At 68.4% G+C, this 17,733-nt stretch carries 17 protein-coding genes; 10 read left to right on the top strand and 7 right to left on the bottom strand.

The features are described from left to right. The first annotated feature begins 3 nt into the window (after nucleotides 1-3). Nucleotides 4-438 (top strand): cytochrome c oxidase subunit 4, encoded by a 435-nt coding sequence (locus ACIPYT_RS16420; RefSeq protein WP_401076675.1) that lies wholly within the window; start codon nucleotides 4-6, stop codon nucleotides 436-438. A gap of 59 nt (nucleotides 439-497) precedes the next feature. On the opposite strand, the gene ACIPYT_RS16415 is transcribed toward ACIPYT_RS16420, so the two are convergent. From ACIPYT_RS16415 to ACIPYT_RS16390, 6 genes are all read right to left on the bottom strand, one after another. Then, nucleotides 498-917 (bottom strand): rhodanese-like domain-containing protein, encoded by a 420-nt coding sequence (locus ACIPYT_RS16415; protein ID WP_401076673.1) that lies wholly within the window; start codon nucleotides 915-917, stop codon nucleotides 498-500. A gap of 92 nt (nucleotides 918-1,009) precedes the next feature. Next, nucleotides 1,010-1,603, bottom strand: coding sequence for a GNAT family N-acetyltransferase (locus tag ACIPYT_RS16410; RefSeq protein ID WP_401076670.1), 594 nt, complete (start codon nucleotides 1,601-1,603; stop codon nucleotides 1,010-1,012). 59 nt (nucleotides 1,604-1,662) lie between these two features. Continuing rightward, entirely contained in the window at nucleotides 1,663-3,477 is a 1,815-nt protein-coding gene (locus ACIPYT_RS16405) for a cytochrome bc complex cytochrome b subunit (RefSeq protein ID WP_401076667.1), read from the bottom strand. Further along, entirely contained in the window at nucleotides 3,474-4,550 is a 1,077-nt protein-coding gene (locus ACIPYT_RS16400; RefSeq protein WP_401076663.1) for a Rieske 2Fe-2S domain-containing protein, read from the bottom strand. Before ACIPYT_RS16400 ends, ACIPYT_RS16405 begins: the two co-directional genes overlap by 4 nt. Nucleotides 4,551-4,586: 36 nt before the next feature. Next, nucleotides 4,587-5,390: a c-type cytochrome gene (locus tag ACIPYT_RS16395; RefSeq protein ID WP_401076661.1), complete on the bottom strand. Its 804-nt coding sequence runs from the start codon at nucleotides 5,388-5,390 to the stop codon at nucleotides 4,587-4,589. A 20-nt stretch (nucleotides 5,391-5,410) separates the two neighbouring features. Continuing rightward, nucleotides 5,411-6,064, bottom strand: coding sequence for a heme-copper oxidase subunit III (locus tag ACIPYT_RS16390; protein ID WP_153302215.1), 654 nt, complete (start codon nucleotides 6,062-6,064; stop codon nucleotides 5,411-5,413). Between the two features lie 192 nt (nucleotides 6,065-6,256). Between ACIPYT_RS16390 and trpD the strand changes: the two genes are divergently transcribed. Both trpD and ACIPYT_RS16380 read left to right on the top strand, forming a co-directional pair. Next, a complete protein-coding gene (gene trpD, locus ACIPYT_RS16385) occupies nucleotides 6,257-7,321 on the top strand; it encodes an anthranilate phosphoribosyltransferase (RefSeq protein WP_401076658.1) in 1,065 nt (354 codons plus the stop codon). Nucleotides 7,322-7,328: 7 nt separating this feature from the next. Further along, the gene (locus ACIPYT_RS16380) at nucleotides 7,329-8,315 is read left to right on the top strand and encodes a PHP domain-containing protein (RefSeq protein WP_401076655.1); all 987 of its coding nucleotides are present in this window, start codon (nucleotides 7,329-7,331) and stop codon (nucleotides 8,313-8,315) included. A 10-nt stretch (nucleotides 8,316-8,325) separates the two neighbouring features. Here the strand turns inward: ACIPYT_RS16380 and ACIPYT_RS16375 are convergent, their stop codons facing one another. Beyond that, nucleotides 8,326-9,261: a 5'-3' exonuclease H3TH domain-containing protein gene (locus tag ACIPYT_RS16375; RefSeq protein WP_401076652.1), complete on the bottom strand. Its 936-nt coding sequence runs from the start codon at nucleotides 9,259-9,261 to the stop codon at nucleotides 8,326-8,328. Nucleotides 9,262-9,469: 208 nt separating this feature from the next. Here ACIPYT_RS16375 and rpsA point away from each other — a divergent pair, with 208 nt between their 5' ends. The 7 genes from rpsA (at nucleotide 9,470) to ACIPYT_RS16340 (ending at nucleotide 17,712) form a co-directional block, all read left to right on the top strand. Continuing rightward, the gene (rpsA, locus tag ACIPYT_RS16370; RefSeq protein ID WP_401076650.1) at nucleotides 9,470-10,924 is read left to right on the top strand and encodes a 30S ribosomal protein S1; all 1,455 of its coding nucleotides are present in this window, start codon (nucleotides 9,470-9,472) and stop codon (nucleotides 10,922-10,924) included. A gap of 163 nt (nucleotides 10,925-11,087) precedes the next feature. After that, on the top strand, nucleotides 11,088-11,939 hold the full coding sequence (locus ACIPYT_RS16365; RefSeq protein ID WP_401076647.1) for an ABC transporter ATP-binding protein: 852 nt from the start codon (nucleotides 11,088-11,090) through the stop codon (nucleotides 11,937-11,939). Further along, a complete protein-coding gene (locus ACIPYT_RS16360; RefSeq protein WP_401076645.1) occupies nucleotides 11,936-12,982 on the top strand; it encodes an aliphatic sulfonate ABC transporter substrate-binding protein in 1,047 nt (348 codons plus the stop codon). The genes ACIPYT_RS16365 and ACIPYT_RS16360 overlap by 4 nt, the downstream gene beginning before the upstream one ends. Beyond that, nucleotides 12,979-13,836: an ABC transporter permease gene (locus ACIPYT_RS16355; protein ID WP_401076642.1), complete on the top strand. Its 858-nt coding sequence runs from the start codon at nucleotides 12,979-12,981 to the stop codon at nucleotides 13,834-13,836. The genes ACIPYT_RS16360 and ACIPYT_RS16355 overlap by 4 nt, the downstream gene beginning before the upstream one ends. Continuing rightward, complete coding sequence (acs, locus tag ACIPYT_RS16350; protein ID WP_401076639.1) at nucleotides 13,827-15,839, top strand: acetate--CoA ligase; 2,013 nt, start codon at nucleotides 13,827-13,829, stop codon at nucleotides 15,837-15,839. Before ACIPYT_RS16355 ends, acs begins: the two co-directional genes overlap by 10 nt. After that, nucleotides 15,836-17,140 (top strand): O-acetylhomoserine aminocarboxypropyltransferase/cysteine synthase family protein, encoded by a 1,305-nt coding sequence (locus tag ACIPYT_RS16345; protein ID WP_401076636.1) that lies wholly within the window; start codon nucleotides 15,836-15,838, stop codon nucleotides 17,138-17,140. Before acs ends, ACIPYT_RS16345 begins: the two co-directional genes overlap by 4 nt. After that, nucleotides 17,137-17,712, top strand: a complete 576-nt coding sequence (locus ACIPYT_RS16340; RefSeq protein ID WP_401076633.1) for a CoA-binding protein — start codon at nucleotides 17,137-17,139, stop codon at nucleotides 17,710-17,712. Before ACIPYT_RS16345 ends, ACIPYT_RS16340 begins: the two co-directional genes overlap by 4 nt. Nucleotides 17,713-17,733 lie beyond the last annotated feature (21 nt).

Here is a 17,733-nt window from a genome sequence, read left to right as displayed (position 1 = left end):
CCCATGCGCGACAACGTCATCCTCTGGTGGATCCTGACCGCGTTCTTCGCGCTGGTCGGCGTCGTCTACACCGGTTGGCACATCCTGGCCACGCCGAACGACAACTTCGCGATGCGAATCGAGTGGGTCGGCACCGTGGCGCTGTTCTTCGCGGCCTTCATGGGCGCGATGATCGCCTTCTATCTCGACCGCACGCACAAGGCGCAGAAGGGTGAACTTCCCGAAGACATCCTGACCAGCGACATCGACGACGGCGACCCCGAGCTCGGCGAGTTCAGCCCGTGGTCCTGGTGGCCGCTCGTCCTCGCGGCGTCGGCGGCGATCTTCGTCGTCGGACTCGCCGTGGGTCACTTCCTGCTCCCGATCGGACTCGCGATCTTCGTCGTCGCGATCGTCGGCTGGGTGTACGAGTACTACCGAGGCAACTTCGCCCGCTGACTCATGACGCAGAAGGCCCCTGGGACGCATCCCAGGGGCCTTCTGCGTGCCCGAGATTGCTAGGCGCGCGTGCGGATGCGGGCGATACCGGTGAGAGGGTCGACGGGCCGTCGATGGACGCCGTCGGCGTCCTCCACGGGATAACCTTCGCGCACCCAGTACTCGAAGCCGCCGATCATCTCCTTGACGTCGTAGCCGAGCTTCGCGAACTCGAGCGCTCCCTTGACGCCGGCGTTGCATCCAGGGCTCCAGCAGTAGACGACCACCTGAGCGTCCTGAGCGATCTCGACGGGTGCCCGGGTGGCGATCTCCCGGTAGGGCATGTGCACGGCGCCGGCGACGCGTCCCTGTGCCCACGCCTCGGCGGAGCGCACATCGACGATCATGAGGTCGTCGCCGCGCGTCAGCGCCGCATAGGCGTCGCTGGCGTCGGTCTCCGAGGCGAGTCTGGCTGCGTAGTAGTCGGCGCGATCGATCATGAGGCCAGACTATGGAGGTCCGCCCCTTATCCGCCGCTGCGATCCTGACGATGACGCGTCGGATTCCGCCAATCACGCAGGACGGAGTTCCGTCAGAGCTCCACAGTCATCTGCAGGCGGCGACCGTAGCGGTCGATGCCGAGCGAGGCTTCCGTCTCGACGAGCCCGAGCTGGAATCCGGACTCCGGGATGCTCTCCAGGAAGCCGCAGGAGGCGTAGAAGGGCGCGTTCCACGGGATGTCGGCGTAGGTGCGGAGAGTGACGCGCGTGTACCCGCGCTCCCGCGCCTCATCGAGCGCGGCCGTGACGAGGCTGCGGCCGTATCCCTGCTGCCCCGACTCCGGGAGCACGGAGAGCTGCTCGAGGTGGGCGTGCCCGTCGACGTCGAGGACGTGCACGAAGCCGACAGGGAAGTCGTCGTCGGGGTCGTCGAGCACGAGGACGTAGCCCGGCTGTCCGAGGCGCTCGATCGCATCTCCCGGCGGCGGCCACTCCGGCGCGCCGAGAACGTCGATGAGCAGAGCGTCGGCTGCGGCCTCGATCGCCTGGATCATCTCGGCGTCATCGGCGGCCGCCTCGCGGATGACCGTGGTCGTCACGACGCGCCTCCGTCCTCCGCGGCGAACGCTGCGGTGCAGGAGGCGGCACAGGGGACTCGTACGGAGGCCATGCCCCGATCCTCCCACGTGAACATGAGAAGGCCCTGTCCGCGAACGGACAGGGCCTTCTCGGGGAGGGGCGGGTCTTACTCGCCGTCCTCCGACTTCTTCTTGCGAGGCTTCTTCACGGGCTCGGTCGCGATGACCGTGCTGGGCGTGTTCGGCGTCTCGTCCACGTGGGTCTCATCGACCGTGAGCGGGGCGTCGGGGAAGCCTGCGCGCTCGTGGGCACCCTGGATCTCGGCAGCCTCGGTCTCCTCGTTGTGAGCCGTGACGTGGTGCTGGTGCGCATCGGCCTCGTCGATCTCAGCCTGCGTGAGCGGGGCGAGACGGTCTTCGAAGAACCACCGCGAGATCGAGGAGCGAAGGTTCTCGGTCCACGGGATGCGGCCCTTGTCGTTCGGACGCACCACCAGGGGCTCGTAGCCGTCGACGTCGATGAGCTTCCAGCGGTCGTACTTGTCGACCGGCTCGTGGACCTCGATGAACTCGCCGCCGGGGAGGCGCACGATACGCCCCGACTCGAAGCCGTGCAGGACGATCTCGCGATCCTTCTTCTGCAGGGCCAGGGCGATGCGCTTCGTGACGAAGTATCCGAGGATCGGGCCGAGGAACAGCAGCGCTTGCAGCGTGTGGATCACGCCCTCCATCGTGAGCATGAAGTGCGTCGCGATGAGGTCGGACGATGCTGCCGCCCACAGCACGGCGTAGAAGATGACGCCGGCCACGCCGATCGCGGTACGGGTCGCCGCGTTGCGGGGACGCTGGGCGATGTGGTGCTCGCGCTTGTCGCCCGTGACCCACGCCTCGAGGAACGGGTAGATCGCGACGACCACGATGAACAGTCCGAGCACGGCGACCGGCGCCAGGATGCCGAACGACCACGTGTGGTTGAGGAACACGACGTCCCAGTTCGACGGAGCGAGACGCAGAGCGCCGTCCGCGAAGCCGATGTACCAGTCGGGCTGGGTTCCGGCGGAGACGGGGGATGGGTCGTAAGGTCCGTAGTTCCAGATCGGGTTGATCTGGAAGAACGTCGCGATCAGGACGATCGTGCCGAAGACGATGAACAGGTAGCCGCCCATCTTCGACATGTACACCGGCATCATCGGGTAACCGACGACGTTGTCGTTCGTGCGGCCGGGGCCGGCGAACTGGGTGTGCTTGTTGACGATCATCAGCATGAGGTGCACGACGATCAGCGCGATGACGAGCATCGGCAGCAGGAGGATGTGCAGCGTGTAGAGGCGCCCCACGATGTCGGTGCCGGGGAACTCGCCGCCGAAGAGCAGGAACGAGATCCAGGTGCCGACGAGCGGGAAGCCCTTGATCATGCCGTCGATGATGCGGAGGCCGTTGCCCGAGAGCAGGTCGTCAGGCAGCGAGTATCCGGTGAAGCCCTCGGCCATGGCCAGGATGAACAGCACGAAGCCGATCACCCAGTTGAGCTCACGCGGCTTGCGGAACGCGCCGGTGAAGAAGACGCGCAGCATGTGCACGCCGATGCCGGCCACGAAGACCAGGGCGGCCCAGTGGTGGATCTGGCGGACCAGGAGTCCGCCGCGCAGGTCGAAGGAGATGTGCAGCGACGACTCGAGCGCCGCCGACATCGCGATGCCGCGCATCGGCGCGTACGCACCTGTGTAGTGCGTCTCGACCATGGAGGCCTGGAAGAAGAACGTCAGGAAGGTTCCGGAGAGGAACACGACCACGAAGCTCCACAGCGCGATCTCGCCGAGCATGAACGACCAGTGGTCGGGGAAGATCTTGCGTCCGAGCTCCTTGACGAAGCCGGAGAGGCTGGTGCGCTCATCGATGTAGTTCGACGCGGCGCCGACGAAGCGGCCGCCGAGCGGCGCCTTGGTGTCCTTGTCCTCTTTGGACAGCGTTGCGGTGCTCAATGGCGCTCCCAGAAGCTCGGGCCGACGGGCTCGGTGAAGTCACTGCGTGCGACGAGGTAGCCCTCGTCGTCGACGGTGATGGGCAGCTGCGGCAGCGGACGCGCGGCCGGGCCGAAGATGACCTTGGCGTGGTCCGTGACGTCGAACTGCGACTGGTGGCAGGGGCAGAGGAGGTGGTGCGTCTGCTGCTCGTACAGCGCCACGGGGCAGCCGACGTGCGTGCAGACCTTCGAGTACGCGACGATGCCGTCGTACGACCAGTCCTTGCGTTCTTCCGACTCGATGAGCTGCTCGGGACGCAGACGCATCATGAGGACGATGGCCTTGGCCTTCTCCTCCAGGTAGCCGTCGTGGTGGCTGAGCGTCGCGAGCTCCTCGGGGATCACGTGGAACGCGGAGCCGAGCGTGACGTCCGCAGCGCGGATCGGGGTGCCGTCGGGGTCGCGGACGAGACGAGCGCCCTCTTCCCACATCGTGTGCTTGAGCAGCGCGACGGGGTCGCCGGCGGTGGGGTCCTCGGGGGTGCTGTGCGGGGCGAGGCCGCGGAACAGCGTGACACCGGGGATGATCGACGCCACGATCGCCGCGAACAGCGAGTTGCGGATCATGGTGCGACGGCCGAAGCCGGACTCCTCGTTCGCGGCCTCGAACGAGGCGATGACCGCCTCGCGCGTCGAGTCCTTGCCCCGGGTGGGGTGGCGGTGCTCGATGTGCTCCTTGTCGGCCATCAGCGCCTTCGACCAGTGGATCGCGCCGATACCGATCGCGAGCAGCGCGAGTGCGATGCCGAGACCGATGAAGAGGTTGTTCTGGCGGATGTCGATGAGCGCGCCGCTCTCGATCGGGAACAGCATGTAGGCGGCGACTGCCCAGATGCTTCCCGCGAGCGATAGGTAGAACAGGGTGTAGACCGTGCGCTCCGCCGTCTTCTCGGCGCGCGGGTCCTTGTCGGTCATCCGCTCACGATGCGGCGGCAGCCCCGGGTTCTGCACGGGGTCGCTGACTGCGACGCCCAGCCCCGGAGAGGGCTGGTAGGCCCTGTCAAGAGCCTGCGAGTCGTCGTCGTGTGCCATGGTGCTCCTCGTACGTTCCTCTTCGATGAATAAGCGTCAGTTGGACTTCGCCGTGATCCACACGGTGATGGCGACCAAGGCGCCGATTCCGAAGATCCAGACGAACAGGCCCTCGGACACCGGACCGAGCGAGCCGAGCGAGAAACCGCCGACCTGCACGGACTGCTGCTGGAAGAGCAGTGCCGAGATGATGTCGCGCTTGTCCTCGTCGGACAGGTTCATGTCGCCGAAGACGGGCATGTTCTGCGGGCCGGTGACCATGGCGGCGTACATGTGCAGCGCGCTGGTCTCGGTCAGTCCGGGGGCGTACTTGCCCTCGGTGAGAGCGCCACCGGCGGCGGCGACGTTGTGGCACATCGCGCAGTTGACGCGGAAGAGCTCGGCGCCGTTCGCGACATCGCCCTTTCCGTCGAGCGTCCGCTCGGAGGGGAAGGTCGGGCCGGGGGCCACGGACTGCACGTACGAGGACACGGCGAGGATCTGGTCCTCCGTGAACTGCGCTTCCTTCTGCGGTGCCTGCGGGCCCTGCATCTGCAGCGGCATGCGTCCGGTCGACATCTGGAACTCGACCGCGAGCTCGCCCACGCCGTACAGGCTGGGGCCGTTGGCGGTGCCCTGCATGTCGAGGCCGTGACAGGTGGCGCAGTTCGCCTGGAACAGCTTCTCGCCGTCCTCGACGGTGAGCGTGCTCGAGGCCGCCGTCTGGGTGTCGGTCGCGGCGAACGCGGCCGACGCTCCGGCGTACACGGCGCCGGTGATCATGAGGCCTGCTCCGATGAGGGCGGCCGCAGCCAGGGGACTGCGACGACCGTTCGAACGGCGCTTCTTCTCTCGTGCCATCTCGGGGATCAGCTCCGCTCTTATTTCAGGAAGTAGATAACGACGAACAGCACGATCCAGACGACGTCGACGAAGTGCCAGTAGTAGGACACCACGATCGAGGAGGTCGCCTCCTTGTGCCGGAAGTTCTTGACGGCGTAGGCGCGCCCGATGACGAGCAGGAACGCGATCAGACCGCCGGTGACGTGCAGGGCGTGGAAGCCCGTGGTGATGTAGAAGGCCGACGCGTAGGAGTCGGCGCTGATCGGGAGGCCCTCGGCGACGAGCTGGGCGTACTCCCAGACCTGGCCGGACACGAAGATCGCGCCCAGGGCGAAGGTGAGGAAGAACCATTCGACCATGCCCCAGCCGAACAGGCGGCGACGACCGGCACCGTTCTTCTGGCCCTTGGCGATGCGGTACGGCTGCAGGTCCTCGGCAGCGAACACGCCCATCTGGCACGTGAACGAGGAGAGCACCAGGATCGCCGTGTTGACGAAGGCGAACGGCACGTTCAGCAGCTCGGTGCGGTCGGCCCAGAGCTCGGGGGAGGTGCTGCGGAGGGTGAAGTAGATCGCGAAGAGTCCCGCGAAGAACATCACCTCACTGCCGAGCCACACAATGGTGCCGACAGCTACCGGGTTGGGCCGCTTGATGGTTCTCGCCGCCGGGGCATACGTCGCTGAGGTCGTCACCCCTCCATTATGGCCGATCCGCGAGCGTGATTCTTGCACTCCGGGGCCCCGAATCGCCTTCATTCGACTTAGGGGACCCTAAGAAAACACTGCGAATCCACGGTGAATCCGCGGGAAACGGGGGATGCACGTCGTCGGGTGCCGGGGTCGGAAGAATCTGAGCGCTCGTGCCGCGCCGATAGGATCGCACACATGGCTGAATCGCTGACCTGGTCCGACGTCCTCACCACACTCCTGGAGCGTCGCGACCTCAGCGTCTGGGAGTCGACGTGGGCCATGCGCCAGATCATGCGCGGCGACGTGACCGAGGCTCAGCTCGCCGGGTTCCTAGTCGCGCTGCGCGCCAAGGGCGAGACCATCGATGAGATCGTCGGGTTCCGCGACGCGATCCTCGAGGCGGCCGTACCGCTGCCGGTCTCGCCGAACGTGCTCGATATCGTCGGCACGGGAGGAGACCGCGTCGGCACGGTCAACGTCTCGACCACGGCGGCGATCATCATCGGCTCCGCCGGCATCCCGGTGGTCAAGCACGGCAACAGGGCGGCGAGCTCGGCATCCGGTTCTTCCGACGTCCTGAGCGCACTCGGTCTGGAGCTGACGCTCGACCCCACCGCGGTGTCGTCCATCCTCGACCGCACCGGCATCACGTTCGCGTGGGCAGGCGCCTTCCACCCCGGGTTCAAACACGCCGGCCCCGTCCGTGCGGAGCTCGGCGTGCCGACCGTGTTCAACATGCTCGGACCGCTGTGCAACCCCGCACGCGCCGAGGCCAACGCGGTCGGCGTGGCGCAGATGGAACGCGTGCCGCTCATCACCGGGGTGTTCCGCACGCGAGGCGCGACCGCTCTCGTCTTCCGCGGCGACGACGGGCTCGACGAGCTCACCACGACCGGCCACAGCCGTATCTGGGAGGTCACGCGCGGAGACATCCACGAGCACGATCTCGATCCTCGCGACCTCGGCATCCCGATCGCGGATCTCGCGGATCTCATCGGCGGCACCCCCGAGCACAACGCCGCCGTGCTGCGCCGCACCCTCGAAGGCGAGAAGGGGGCCGTGCGCGACATCGTGCTGCTCAACGCGGCCGCCGGCATCGTCGCCTTCGAGCTCTCGCAGGATGCTGCGCAGGCACAGCGTCCGATCGTCGAGCGGCTGCGCGAGGGGTACGCCCGCGCGGCCGCGGCGGTCGACGACGGACGGGCCGCCGCGAAGCTCGACCAGTGGATCGGCGTCAGCCGGGAGCTGGCCTCGGCCTGAGGACGCCATGGACCCGGTCGCCGCACTGCTCGAGATCGCGTCGCTGCTGGAGCGCGAGCGGGCGTCGCGCTATCGGGCGAAGGCATTCCGGCAGGCCGCTGCGACCCTGCAGCAACTGCCCGAAGACGTGCGGGACGACCCCACGCGGCTGCGCGCCGCGAAGGGCATCGGCGAGTCGACCTTCGGGGTGATCCGCCAGGCGCAGGCAGGATCCGTGCCGGACTATCTGGTGGAGCTGCGCGGGGAGGTCGAGCCGGAGATCGCATCCGAGCTCCGCGGAAAACTCCGCGGCGACCTCCATGCGCACACGGACTGGTCGGACGGCACGACCCCGATCGCGGTGATGGCCGCGGCTGCGCGCGCGCTGGGTCACGAGTACCAGGCCGTCACCGACCACTCGCCGAGACTGCGCGTCGCTCGCGGACTCTCCGCCGAGCGGCTGCGCGAGCAGATCCCGCTCGTGCGCGCCGAGTCCGGTGACGGCTTCACCCTGCTCGCCGGGATCGAGGTCGACATCCTCGAAGACGGCGCCCTCGATCAGGAGGACGGGCTGCTCGCGGAACTCGACATCGTCGTGGCTTCGGTGCACTCGAAGCTCCGCATGGATGCGCGGCCGATGACCGCGCGGATGCTTGCTGCGGTGGCGCATCCACGGGTGAACGTGCTCGGGCACTGCACGGGCCGTCTCGTGCAGGGGGAGCGCGGCACGCGACCGGAGTCGCAGTTCGACGCGCGAGCGGTGTTCGCCGCTTGCGCCGAGAACGGGGTCGCGGTCGAGATCAACTCCCGGCCCGAACGGCAGGATCCCCCTGACGAGCTCATCGCGATCGCCCTCGAGGAAGGATGCCTGTTCTCGATCGACTCCGACGCGCACGCTCCAGGGCAGCTGTCGCTGCTCGACCACGGCGCGCAGCGTGCGGAGAGGGCCGGTGTCCCGGCATCCCGCATCGTCACGACCTGGGGTCTCGAGCGGCTGCTCGCCTGGGCGGGCTGACGGCCGCCGTTCAGTCGGCCGTCGTGCCCACCGCGGCGATCGCGCGGGCCATCGAACCCCCGAGATTCCACTTCTCGGCCAGCGCCAGGGCGGCGTCGACCTGCTCGGGACCGAGCGGCCGCAGCGGCTCGGTCGGGGCGACGATGTCGAGGTGCTTCGCGACTTCCACGACCGTCGGCGCGACGTCGAGGTAGGCGGTCGACGCGAGGATCTTGCCCCGGACTCCGGCGCTCATGCCCTCGCCCGCCTCGGCCGCCGCACGGATGCCGGCGAGGTCGCCGTGCTCCTTGAGCAGCGTCGCGGCGGTCTTCTCGCCGACGCCCGCGACTCCGGGGAGGCCGTCGGAGGCGTCTCCGCGCATGGTCGCGAAGTCGGCGTACTGCGTCGGGAGCACGCCGTACTTGGCGACGACCACGGCATCCGTCACGATCTCGAGATTGCTCATGCCCTTAGCGGTGTAGACGACGCGGACGTCGCGCTCGTCGTCGACCAGTTGGAAGAGGTCGCGGTCGCCGGTCACGATGTCGACCGGCATGGTCGCGTCGGTCGCGAGCGTGCCGATCACGTCGTCGGCCTCGTGTTCGGCGACGCCGATGATCGGGATGCCGAGCGCTCCGAGGGTCTGGCGGATCAGCGGGATCTGCGCTTCGAGGGGGTCGGGCACCTCTTCGACGTCCGGGCCGGCGGGCACGACCTCGACAACACGGTGCGCCTTGTAGCTGGGGATCAGGTCGACGCGCCACTGGGGACGCCAGTCGTCGTCCCAGCAGGCCACGACATGCGTGGGTTCGTACAGCGTCACGAGCTTCGCGACGATGTCGAGCAGCCCGCGGGCGGCGTTGATGGGGGAGCCGTCGGGCGCCGTCACCTTGTCGGGTACCCCGTAGAACGCACGGAAATACAGACTGGCGGTGTCGAGCAGGAGGAGCTTCTCGGGGCGGGGCATGAGCACAGTCTGTCAGCGCCCGCGTCGGACGTCAGCATTCGGATCGTCAGGGCCGGTCCTGATCTGATAACCTGAACTGTCACTCGTGGCGTGCCTATGCATGCCCTCGTGACACGACACCACAATCACACCGCTGAGAGGCATTCTCCGACCGTGCGCGGTCGAGCCGTCTCAGCCCGAGTATCCATTCACAAGGACAACCCACTACATGACTACCGCAACGACCGCCCCGGCCACCAAGCAGGTCGCCATCAACGACATCGGATCTGCTGAGGACTTCCTGGCCGCGGTCGAGAAGACCCTGAAGTTCTTCAACGACGGCGACATCATCGAGGGCACGATCGTCAAGATCGACCGCGATGAGGTTCTGCTCGACGTCGGCTACAAGACCGAGGGTGTCATCCCCTCGCGCGAGCTCTCCATCAAGCACGACGTCGACCCCAACGAGGTCGTCAAGGTCGGCGACGAGGTCGAGGCCCTCGTCCTCCAGAAAGAGGACAAGGAAGGCCGTCTGATCCTCTCCAAGAAGCGTGCGCAGTACGAGCGCGCTTGGGGAGACGTCGAGAAGATCAAGGAGAACGACGGCGTCGTCACCGGTACGGTCATCGAGGTCGTCAAGGGTGGACTCATCGTCGACATCGGCCTCCGCGGCTTCCTGCCGGCCTCGCTCATCGAGCTGCGCCGCGTCCGCGACCTCACGCCGTACCTCGGCCAGGAGATCGAGGCCAAGATCCTCGAGCTCGACAAGAACCGCAACAACGTGGTCCTCTCGCGTCGCGCCCTGCTCGAGCAGACGCAGTCCGAGTCGCGCACCACGTTCCTCAACAACCTGCACAAGGGTCAGGTGCGCAAGGGCGTCGTCTCGTCGATCGTCAACTTCGGTGCGTTCGTCGACCTGGGCGGCGTGGACGGCCTCGTGCACGTCTCCGAGCTGTCCTGGAAGCACATCGAGCACGCCTCCGAGGTCGTCGAGGTGGGCCAGGAGGTCACCGTCGAGATCCTCGAGGTCGACCTCGACCGCGAGCGCGTCTCCCTGTCGCTGAAGGCGACGCAGGAGGACCCGTGGCAGGTCTTCGCCCGCACCCACGCGATCGGTCAGGTCACGCCGGGTAAGGTCACCAAGCTCGTCCCGTTCGGTGCGTTCGTGCGCGTCGCAGACGGCATCGAGGGCCTCGTCCACATCTCCGAGCTCTCCAGCAAGCACGTCGAGCTGGCCGAGCAGGTCGTGTCGGTCGGCGAAGAGGTCTTCGTCAAGGTCATCGACATCGACCTCGAGCGTCGCCGCATCTCGCTGTCGCTCAAGCAGGCCAACGAGTCGGTCGACCCCAACGGCACCGAGTTCGACCCGGCGCTGTACGGCATGGTCGCGGAGTACGACGAGAACGGCGAGTACAAGTACCCGGAGGGCTTCGACGCCGAGACCGGTGCCTGGAAGGAAGGCTTCGACGCCCAGCGCGAGGCATGGGAGCAGGAGTACGCTGCGGCCCAGGCTCGCTGGGAGGCGCACAAGGCTCAGGTCACCAAGGCGGCCGAGGCCGAGGCTGCGGCCGGCGAGGACTTCGGCGGCCAGTCCTTCACGAGCGAGGCCGCCGGTGCGGGCACGCTCGCGGACGACGAGGCTCTCGCGGCTCTTCGCGAGAAGCTCTCGGGCGGCAACTCCTGAGTACGCTCAGCTCGTCTGAACAGCTCTGACAGAACGGGCCGTCACCCCTCGGGGTGGCGGCCCGTTCCGCATGTCCGACGCCTGCGCGCGCCCGAGGTCGCTTCGTGACCGAACATTACGACGCGGTTCGTCACATCGCGACCCACTCGGACAGCATGGGGGCATGACCTCCCTGCTCAGCGCGCCCTCGAGGGCGGGCGCCTCCGGATCGCCCGGTGCTGCGGCACCCGTGCGGTTGGAGGCAGTGGAGCGTGCCTTCCCTCTCGGCGGCGGCGTGCGACGTGAGGTGCTGCGCGACGTGGACCTCGAGATCGCGGCCGGCGAGATCGTCGCCGTGGTCGGTCCCTCGGGATGCGGCAAGTCGACTCTGCTGCGACTGATCGGCGGGTTGGACGCACCGAGCGGAGGAGGCATCCTCCTCGATGACCGCGCGGTCGCAGACGCCGATGAGCGCACGGCCATCGCCTTCCAGGAGCCGCGGCTGCTGCCCTGGCGCACGCTGGCCCAGAACGTCGAACTCGGGCTGCCCCGTCGGACGCCCCGTCGCGAAGGCCGGGAGCGAGTGGCTGAGCTGCTGCGCCTCGTCGGTCTCGAGCACGCGGCCGAACAGCGGCCGCGAGAGGTCTCCGGCGGCATGGCGCAGCGCGCATCCCTCGCCAGGGCGCTCGCGCGCAACCCCGGCGTCCTGCTCCTCGACGAACCGTTCGGAGCCCTCGACGCATTGACGCGCCTGCGCATGCACGACCTGCTGCTGGACATCCATGCGGCGGAGCCCACCACGGTGCTGCTCGTGACGCACGACGTCGAAGAGGCCCTGTATCTCGCAGATCGCGTGCTGCTTCTGCGCACCCTCTCGGACGATGCAGGAGCCGAGTCGTCCGTCGCACGCACGATCGCCGTCCCCGGCATCCGACCTCGTGATCGCGCCGACCGCGGCCTCGCCGACCTCCGTGCCGAGCTCCTCGAAGGACTCGGCGTCGACACCCATCACACCCCTTCTGAGGAGAACCGATGAGCACCATCACCCGCCGACTCGTCCCCGCGATCGCGATCGCCGGGGCGATGATGCTCGTCGCCACCGGTTGTGTCGCGGGGGAGGACGCGCCCGCCGACGGAGCGACGCAGGACGGCGCCGCCGCCTCGGGCGAGTGGTCGTCCGACACGCTGTCGATCGACTTCGCGACCTACAACCCGTTGAGCCTCGTCGTGAAGGACCAGGGCCTGCTGGAGGACATCCTCGGCGACGACGTCACGGTCGAGTGGGTGCAGTCCGCGGGCTCGAACAAGGCCAACGAGCTGCTGCGCTCCGGTTCGATCGATGTCGGATCGACGGCCGGTTCCGCCGCTCTCTTCGCCCGCGCCAACGGCTCGCCCATCCAGGTCATCGACATCTTCTCGCAGCCGGAGTGGGCGGCGATCGTCGTCGGCCCCGACAGCGACATCACCTCGGTCGAAGACCTCGCCGGAACGTCGATCGCCGCGACCAAGGGCACCGATCCCTACTTCTTCCTCCTGCAGGCGCTCGAGGAGGCCGGTCTCTCGGTAGACGACGTCGAGGTGCAGAACCTCCAGCACGCCGATGGACGCGCAGCGCTCGACGGCGGCTCGGTCGACGCCTGGTCGGGTCTCGACCCGATCATGGCCGCTGCCGAGGTCGAGTCCGGTGACAAGCTGATCTATCGCAACGTGGACTTCAACTCGTACGGGTTCCTGAACGCGACCGAGGACTTCATCGAGAACCACCCCGACCTCGCGCAGGCCGTCGTCGACGCGTACGAGCAGGCCCGTGAGTGGGCGCTCGAGAACCCCGAGGAGACCGCGGCGCTGCTCGCGGAGGTCGCCGGGATCGATCCCGCCGTCGCGACGACCGTGATCGAGGAGCGTTCCAATCTCGACGTGAGCGGCGTGCCCGGAGACGACCAGATCGCGGTGCTCGAGAAGATCGCTCCCGTGCTCGTCGAATCGGGAGACGTCCTGGGCGGTCAGGACTCGATCGACGACGCCCTCGACTCGATCATCAACGACACCTTCGCGAAGAAGGCGACCGGGGGAGAATGAGCGACGATCAGCGGGTCGTCGTCCGCGCGGATGCTCGCGACGCCCTCGACGCGGCGAAGGGGACGTATCGCCCGGTCGACGAGCGATCGCGCCGTGGCTGGGATCGTCCGGCCGTGCGTGTCGTCGGTGGATTCCTGCTCCCCGTGCTCATCATCGTCGCCTGGCAGATCACCACGACGACCGGGATGGTCGAGGCATACCGGCTGCCGACGCCGGCGTCGGTCTGGGCCGCGGGCGTCGAGCTCGCCGAGCGCGGAGCGCTGTGGACGCATGTCGCGATCTCGGTGCAGCGTGTGCTGCTCGGCTTCGCGATCGGCTCGGTCATCGGCCTCGCCGCCGCAGGCATCGTCGGGCTGTCGCGTCTCGGCGACATCCTGCTGAGCCCGACGCTCGCCGCGATCCGTGCCGTGCCCTCGCTCGCGTGGGTTCCGCTGCTCATCCTGTGGATGCAGATCGGCGAGTCGTCCAAGGTCACTCTCATCGCGATCGGCGCCTTCTTCCCCGTGTACACCACCGTCGCGACGGCTCTGCGTCACGTCGACCCGCACCTGGTGGAGGCCGGTCGGTCGTTCAGCCTGCGTGGCTGGTCGCTGTTCCGCACGGTGCAGCTGCCCGCGGTCGTGCCGTCCGTCGTGGCGGGCCTTCGACTCGCGCTCGCGCAGGCATGGCTGTTCCTGGTCGCCGCCGAGCTCATCGCCTCGTCGATGGGACTCGGGTTCCTGCTCACCGATTCGCAGAGCAGCGGGCGCGTCGATCGCATCATCCTGTCGATCGTGCTGCTGGCATTGCTCGGGACGATCACGAACGGCGTGCTGGTGCTCTTCGAGAAGTACCTCCTGCGGCGGTGGACGTGAGCGGCTCCGAAGCCCGCCTGCACGAAGACCGCAGCTATCCGCCACCCGCCGACCTCGCGGCGACGGCGAACGTCGGGGTCGAGGCGTACGCGCGAGCCGCGGCCGATCCGATCGCGTTCTGGGAGAATGCCGCGCGCCGCCTGGACTGGGCGGAGCCCTGGCACACCGCGCACGAGTGGGACCCGCCCGTCGACGGAGCCGTGCCCGCCGCGCGCTGGTTCACGGGCGGACGCCTGAACGTCGCGTACAACTGCGTCGACCGTCACGTCGAGGCCGGGCGCGGCGACAAGGTCGCTCTGCACTTCGAGGGTGAGCCCGGCGACCGCGCGACGGTGACGTACGCCGATCTGCGGCGTCGCGTCTCTCAGGCCGCGAACGCACTGCTGGCTCTCGGCATCCGCCCCGGCGACCGTGTCGTCGTCTACCTTCCGGTGCTCGTCGAGACCGTGGTGATCACGCTCGCGTGCGCGCGCATCGGCGCTGTGCACTCGCTGGTCTTCGGCGGGTTCTCGGCGGAGGCGCTGCGCTTCCGTCTTGCCGATACGGGTGCGAAGCTGCTCGTCACGAGCGACGGTCAGTTCCGTCGGGGCACCGCGACGGAGGTCAAGTCCACCGCCGACATCGCCGCGGACGGGCTGCCCGATCTCGAGCACGTGCTCGTGCTCCGTCGCACGGGCCAGGACGTGCCGTGGACCGAGCACCGGGACGTCTGGTGGCACGACCTCGTCGACGCCGCCTCGCCCGAGCACGATCCGCAGCCGTTCGATGCCGAGCATCCGCTCTTCATCATCTACACCTCAGGCACCACAGGGAAGCCGAAGGGCCTCGTGCACACCTCGGGCGGCTATCTCGCACACTCGAGCTGGGCGCACTGGGCGCACTTCGACGCCAAGCCCGACGACGTGCACTGGTGCACGGCCGACCTCGCCTGGGTGACCGCGCACACCTACGAGATCTACGGACCGCTGTCGAACGGGCTGACGCAGGTCATCTACGAGGGCACACCGGACACTCCGGTGCGCGAGCGGCACCTCGAGATCATCGAGCGCTACGGCGTGACCGTCTACTACACGGCGCCCACGCTCATCCGCACGTTCATGACGTGGTTCGGCCCCGACCTGCCTGGCGGACACGACCTGTCGAGCCTGAGACTCCTCGGCACGGTGGGAGAGGCGATCAACCCCGAGGCGTGGGTCTGGTTCCGCCGCAACTTCGGACGTGACGAGCTCCCGGTGATCGACACCTGGTGGCAGTCCGAGACCGGCGCGGCGATGATCGCCCCGCTCCCGGGCGTCACGACGCTCACGCCCGGATCGGCCTCCGTGCCGCTTCCCGGCATCGACGCCGCCGTCGTGGACGAGGCCGGCGAGGAGGTCGCGCCCGGACGTTCGGGAACCCTCGTGGTCCGTCGGCCGTGGCCCGGCATGGCCCGCACCGTGTGGGGCGACCCGCAGCGTTACCGTGACGCCTACTGGGCGACCTACGCCGGGCACGGGGAGTGGGGCGGCTACTACGTGGCCGGCGACGGTGCGACGCGCGACGCCGACGGCAGCATCCGCATCCTCGGCCGTCTCGACGACGTCGTGAACGTCTCGGGGCACCGCCTGTCGACGATCGAGATCGAATCGGCGCTTGTCGCGCACGACACGGTCGGCGAAGCAGGGACCGCCGGCGTCTCGGACGCCGTGACGGGTCAGGCCGTCGTCGCGTTCGTGACCGGATCCGGGCGCGCTGAAGTCTCGACGAGCGCGCTGCGTGACGAAGTCGCACGCGCGATCGGTCCCGTGGCCAAGCCACGCCATATCGTGGTGGTGGAGGATCTCCCCAAGACCCGGTCGGGCAAGATCATGCGCCGACTCCTCGCCCAGCTGTGGGAGGCCGAGCACGATCGCCGTGCCGGCCGCCCCGTCGCACCTCTGGGCGACACCACATCGCTGCAGAACCCGTGGGCCGTCGACGACATCGCCGCCGTGCTCGAGAACGCCGAACTGAGGACACCATGACGGAAGAACACCGCTTCGGATTCCGCACCAGAGCGCTGCACGCCGGCGGCACGCCGGACGCGGCCACGGGTGCTCGTGCCGTGCCGATCTACCAGACGACGTCGTTCGTCTTCGACGACGCGGCGGACGCGGGCAACCTCTTCGCCCTGCAGAAGTACGGCAACATCTACTCGCGCATCGGCAACCCGACCGTGGCGGCGCTCGAGGAGCGTCTGGCCTCTCTCGAAGGCGGGATCGGCGCCGTCGCGACAGCATCCGGCATGAGCGCGGAGTTCATCACGTTCGCGGCTCTCGTCGGCGCCGGCGACCACGTCGTCGCCGCCGCGCAGCTCTACGGCGGAACCGTCACTCAGCTCGACGTGACGCTGCGCCGCTTCGGCGTCGACACGACCTTCGTCGCGTCGACGGATCCGGCCGACTACGCAGCCGCGATCCGTCCGGAGACCAAGGTCGTCTACGTAGAGATGATCGGGAATCCCTCGGGCGAGATCGCCGACATCGAGGGGCTCGCCGGGGTCGCCCATGCCGCCGGCGTCCCGCTCGTGGTCGACGCCACGCTCGCGACCCCGTACCTCGCGCGTCCCCTCGAGCACGGCGCGGACATCGTCATCCACTCCGTCACGAAGTTCCTCGGCGGACACGGCACCACGCTCGGCGGCATCGTGATCGAGAAGGGCACGTTCGACTGGGGCAACGGCCGCTTCCCCCAGATGACCGAGCCGGTCGCCTCGTACGGCGGCATCAAGTGGTGGGACAACTTCGGCGAGTACGGGTTCCTCACCAAGCTCCGCACCGAGCAGCTGCGCGACATCGGGCCCGCGCTGAGCCCCCAGGCGGCGTTCAATCTGCTGCAGGGCATCGAGACGCTCCCGCAGCGGATCGACGCGCACGTCGCGAACGCCCGCGTGGTCGCCGACTGGCTCGCATCCGATCCGCGCGTCGAGTACGTCACGTGGGCGGGCCTCGAGGGGCACCCGCATCACGATCGCGCTGCCAAGTACCTGCCGCTCGGACCCGGATCGGTCTTCGCGTTCGGTGTGAAGGCCGACGACGGCCGTGCCGCGGGGGAGAAGCTCATCGAGAGCCTCCAGCTCGCCTCGCACCTCGCGAACATCGGCGATGCGCGCACGCTCGTGATCCACCCGGCGTCCACGACGCACCGACAGCTCACCGAGGAGCAGCTCGACGGCGCGGGTGTCCGACCCGATCTCATCCGCATCTCGGTGGGCCTCGAGGACGCGGCCGACATCATCTGGGACCTCGATCAGGCCCTGACCATCGCGACGGGAGCGAACCGATGAGCGACATCACTGCGGGCGACGCCTGCGCACTCCCGGCTCAGGATGCGGTCGCCTGCGCTCTGCCCGGTGCCGCGCCGGCCGTCGACGGGCGCACCTGGGTCGGCCCCGGTGCGCAGCAGCGCTTCGAGATCCTCCGTCGCACGAAGAGCGTCGCGATCGTCGGGGCGTCGAACAACCCCGCGCGCGCGTCCTACTTCGTGACCACGTACCTGCTGTCGAGCAGCGGATACGACGTGTATCTCGTGAATCCGCGGGAGACCGAGATCCTCGGTCAGCCCGTGTACGCCTCGCTCGCCGATCTCCCGGTCGCGCCCGACGTGGTCGACGTGTTCCGTCGCCACGACGACCTCCCGGGTGTGGCACAGGAGGCGATCGACGCGGGGGCGAAGACGCTGTGGTTGCAACTCGGCTCGTGGAACGAGGATGCCGCGGCTCTCGCCGAGGCGGCCGGTCTCGACGTCGTCATGGACCGGTGCATCAAGATCGAGCACGCGCGGTTCCACGGCGGTCTGCATCTCGCGGGCTTCGACACGGGCGTGCTCAGCTCGCGGCGGCAGCTGCTCGCTCGCTGACCCGCGGGTCACCGAGCCTAG

It is taken from the genome of Microbacterium sp. NPDC089695, assembly GCF_044749085.1.
GTDB lineage: Bacteria > Actinomycetota > Actinomycetes > Actinomycetales > Microbacteriaceae > Microbacterium.
Note: the sequence above shows the minus strand (reverse complement) of the source record. Positions and strands in the feature narration are given on the sequence as shown.

What these genes read in the sequence shown, in the direction of transcription:
- ACIPYT_RS16420 (WP_401076675.1), top strand. Translation starts at nt 4, where the DNA reads ATGCGCGACAACGTCATCCTCTGGTGGATCCTGACCGCGTTCTTCGCG.
- ACIPYT_RS16415 (WP_401076673.1), bottom strand. Translation starts at nt 917, where the DNA reads ATGATCGATCGCGCCGACTACTACGCAGCCAGACTCGCCTCGGAGACC.
- ACIPYT_RS16400 (WP_401076663.1), bottom strand. Translation starts at nt 4,550, where the DNA reads ATGGCACACGACGACGACTCGCAGGCTCTTGACAGGGCCTACCAGCCC.
- ACIPYT_RS16395 (WP_401076661.1), bottom strand. Translation starts at nt 5,390, where the DNA reads ATGGCACGAGAGAAGAAGCGCCGTTCGAACGGTCGTCGCAGTCCCCTG.
- trpD (WP_401076658.1), top strand. Translation starts at nt 6,257, where the DNA reads ATGGCTGAATCGCTGACCTGGTCCGACGTCCTCACCACACTCCTGGAG.
- ACIPYT_RS16380 (WP_401076655.1), top strand. Translation starts at nt 7,329, where the DNA reads ATGGACCCGGTCGCCGCACTGCTCGAGATCGCGTCGCTGCTGGAGCGC.
- ACIPYT_RS16375 (WP_401076652.1), bottom strand. Translation starts at nt 9,261, where the DNA reads ATGCCCCGCCCCGAGAAGCTCCTCCTGCTCGACACCGCCAGTCTGTAT.
- rpsA (WP_401076650.1), top strand. Translation starts at nt 9,470, where the DNA reads ATGACTACCGCAACGACCGCCCCGGCCACCAAGCAGGTCGCCATCAAC.
- ACIPYT_RS16365 (WP_401076647.1), top strand. Translation starts at nt 11,088, where the DNA reads ATGACCTCCCTGCTCAGCGCGCCCTCGAGGGCGGGCGCCTCCGGATCG.
- ACIPYT_RS16360 (WP_401076645.1), top strand. Translation starts at nt 11,936, where the DNA reads ATGAGCACCATCACCCGCCGACTCGTCCCCGCGATCGCGATCGCCGGG.
- ACIPYT_RS16355 (WP_401076642.1), top strand. Translation starts at nt 12,979, where the DNA reads ATGAGCGACGATCAGCGGGTCGTCGTCCGCGCGGATGCTCGCGACGCC.
- ACIPYT_RS16345 (WP_401076636.1), top strand. Translation starts at nt 15,836, where the DNA reads ATGACGGAAGAACACCGCTTCGGATTCCGCACCAGAGCGCTGCACGCC.
- ACIPYT_RS16340 (WP_401076633.1), top strand. Translation starts at nt 17,137, where the DNA reads ATGAGCGACATCACTGCGGGCGACGCCTGCGCACTCCCGGCTCAGGAT.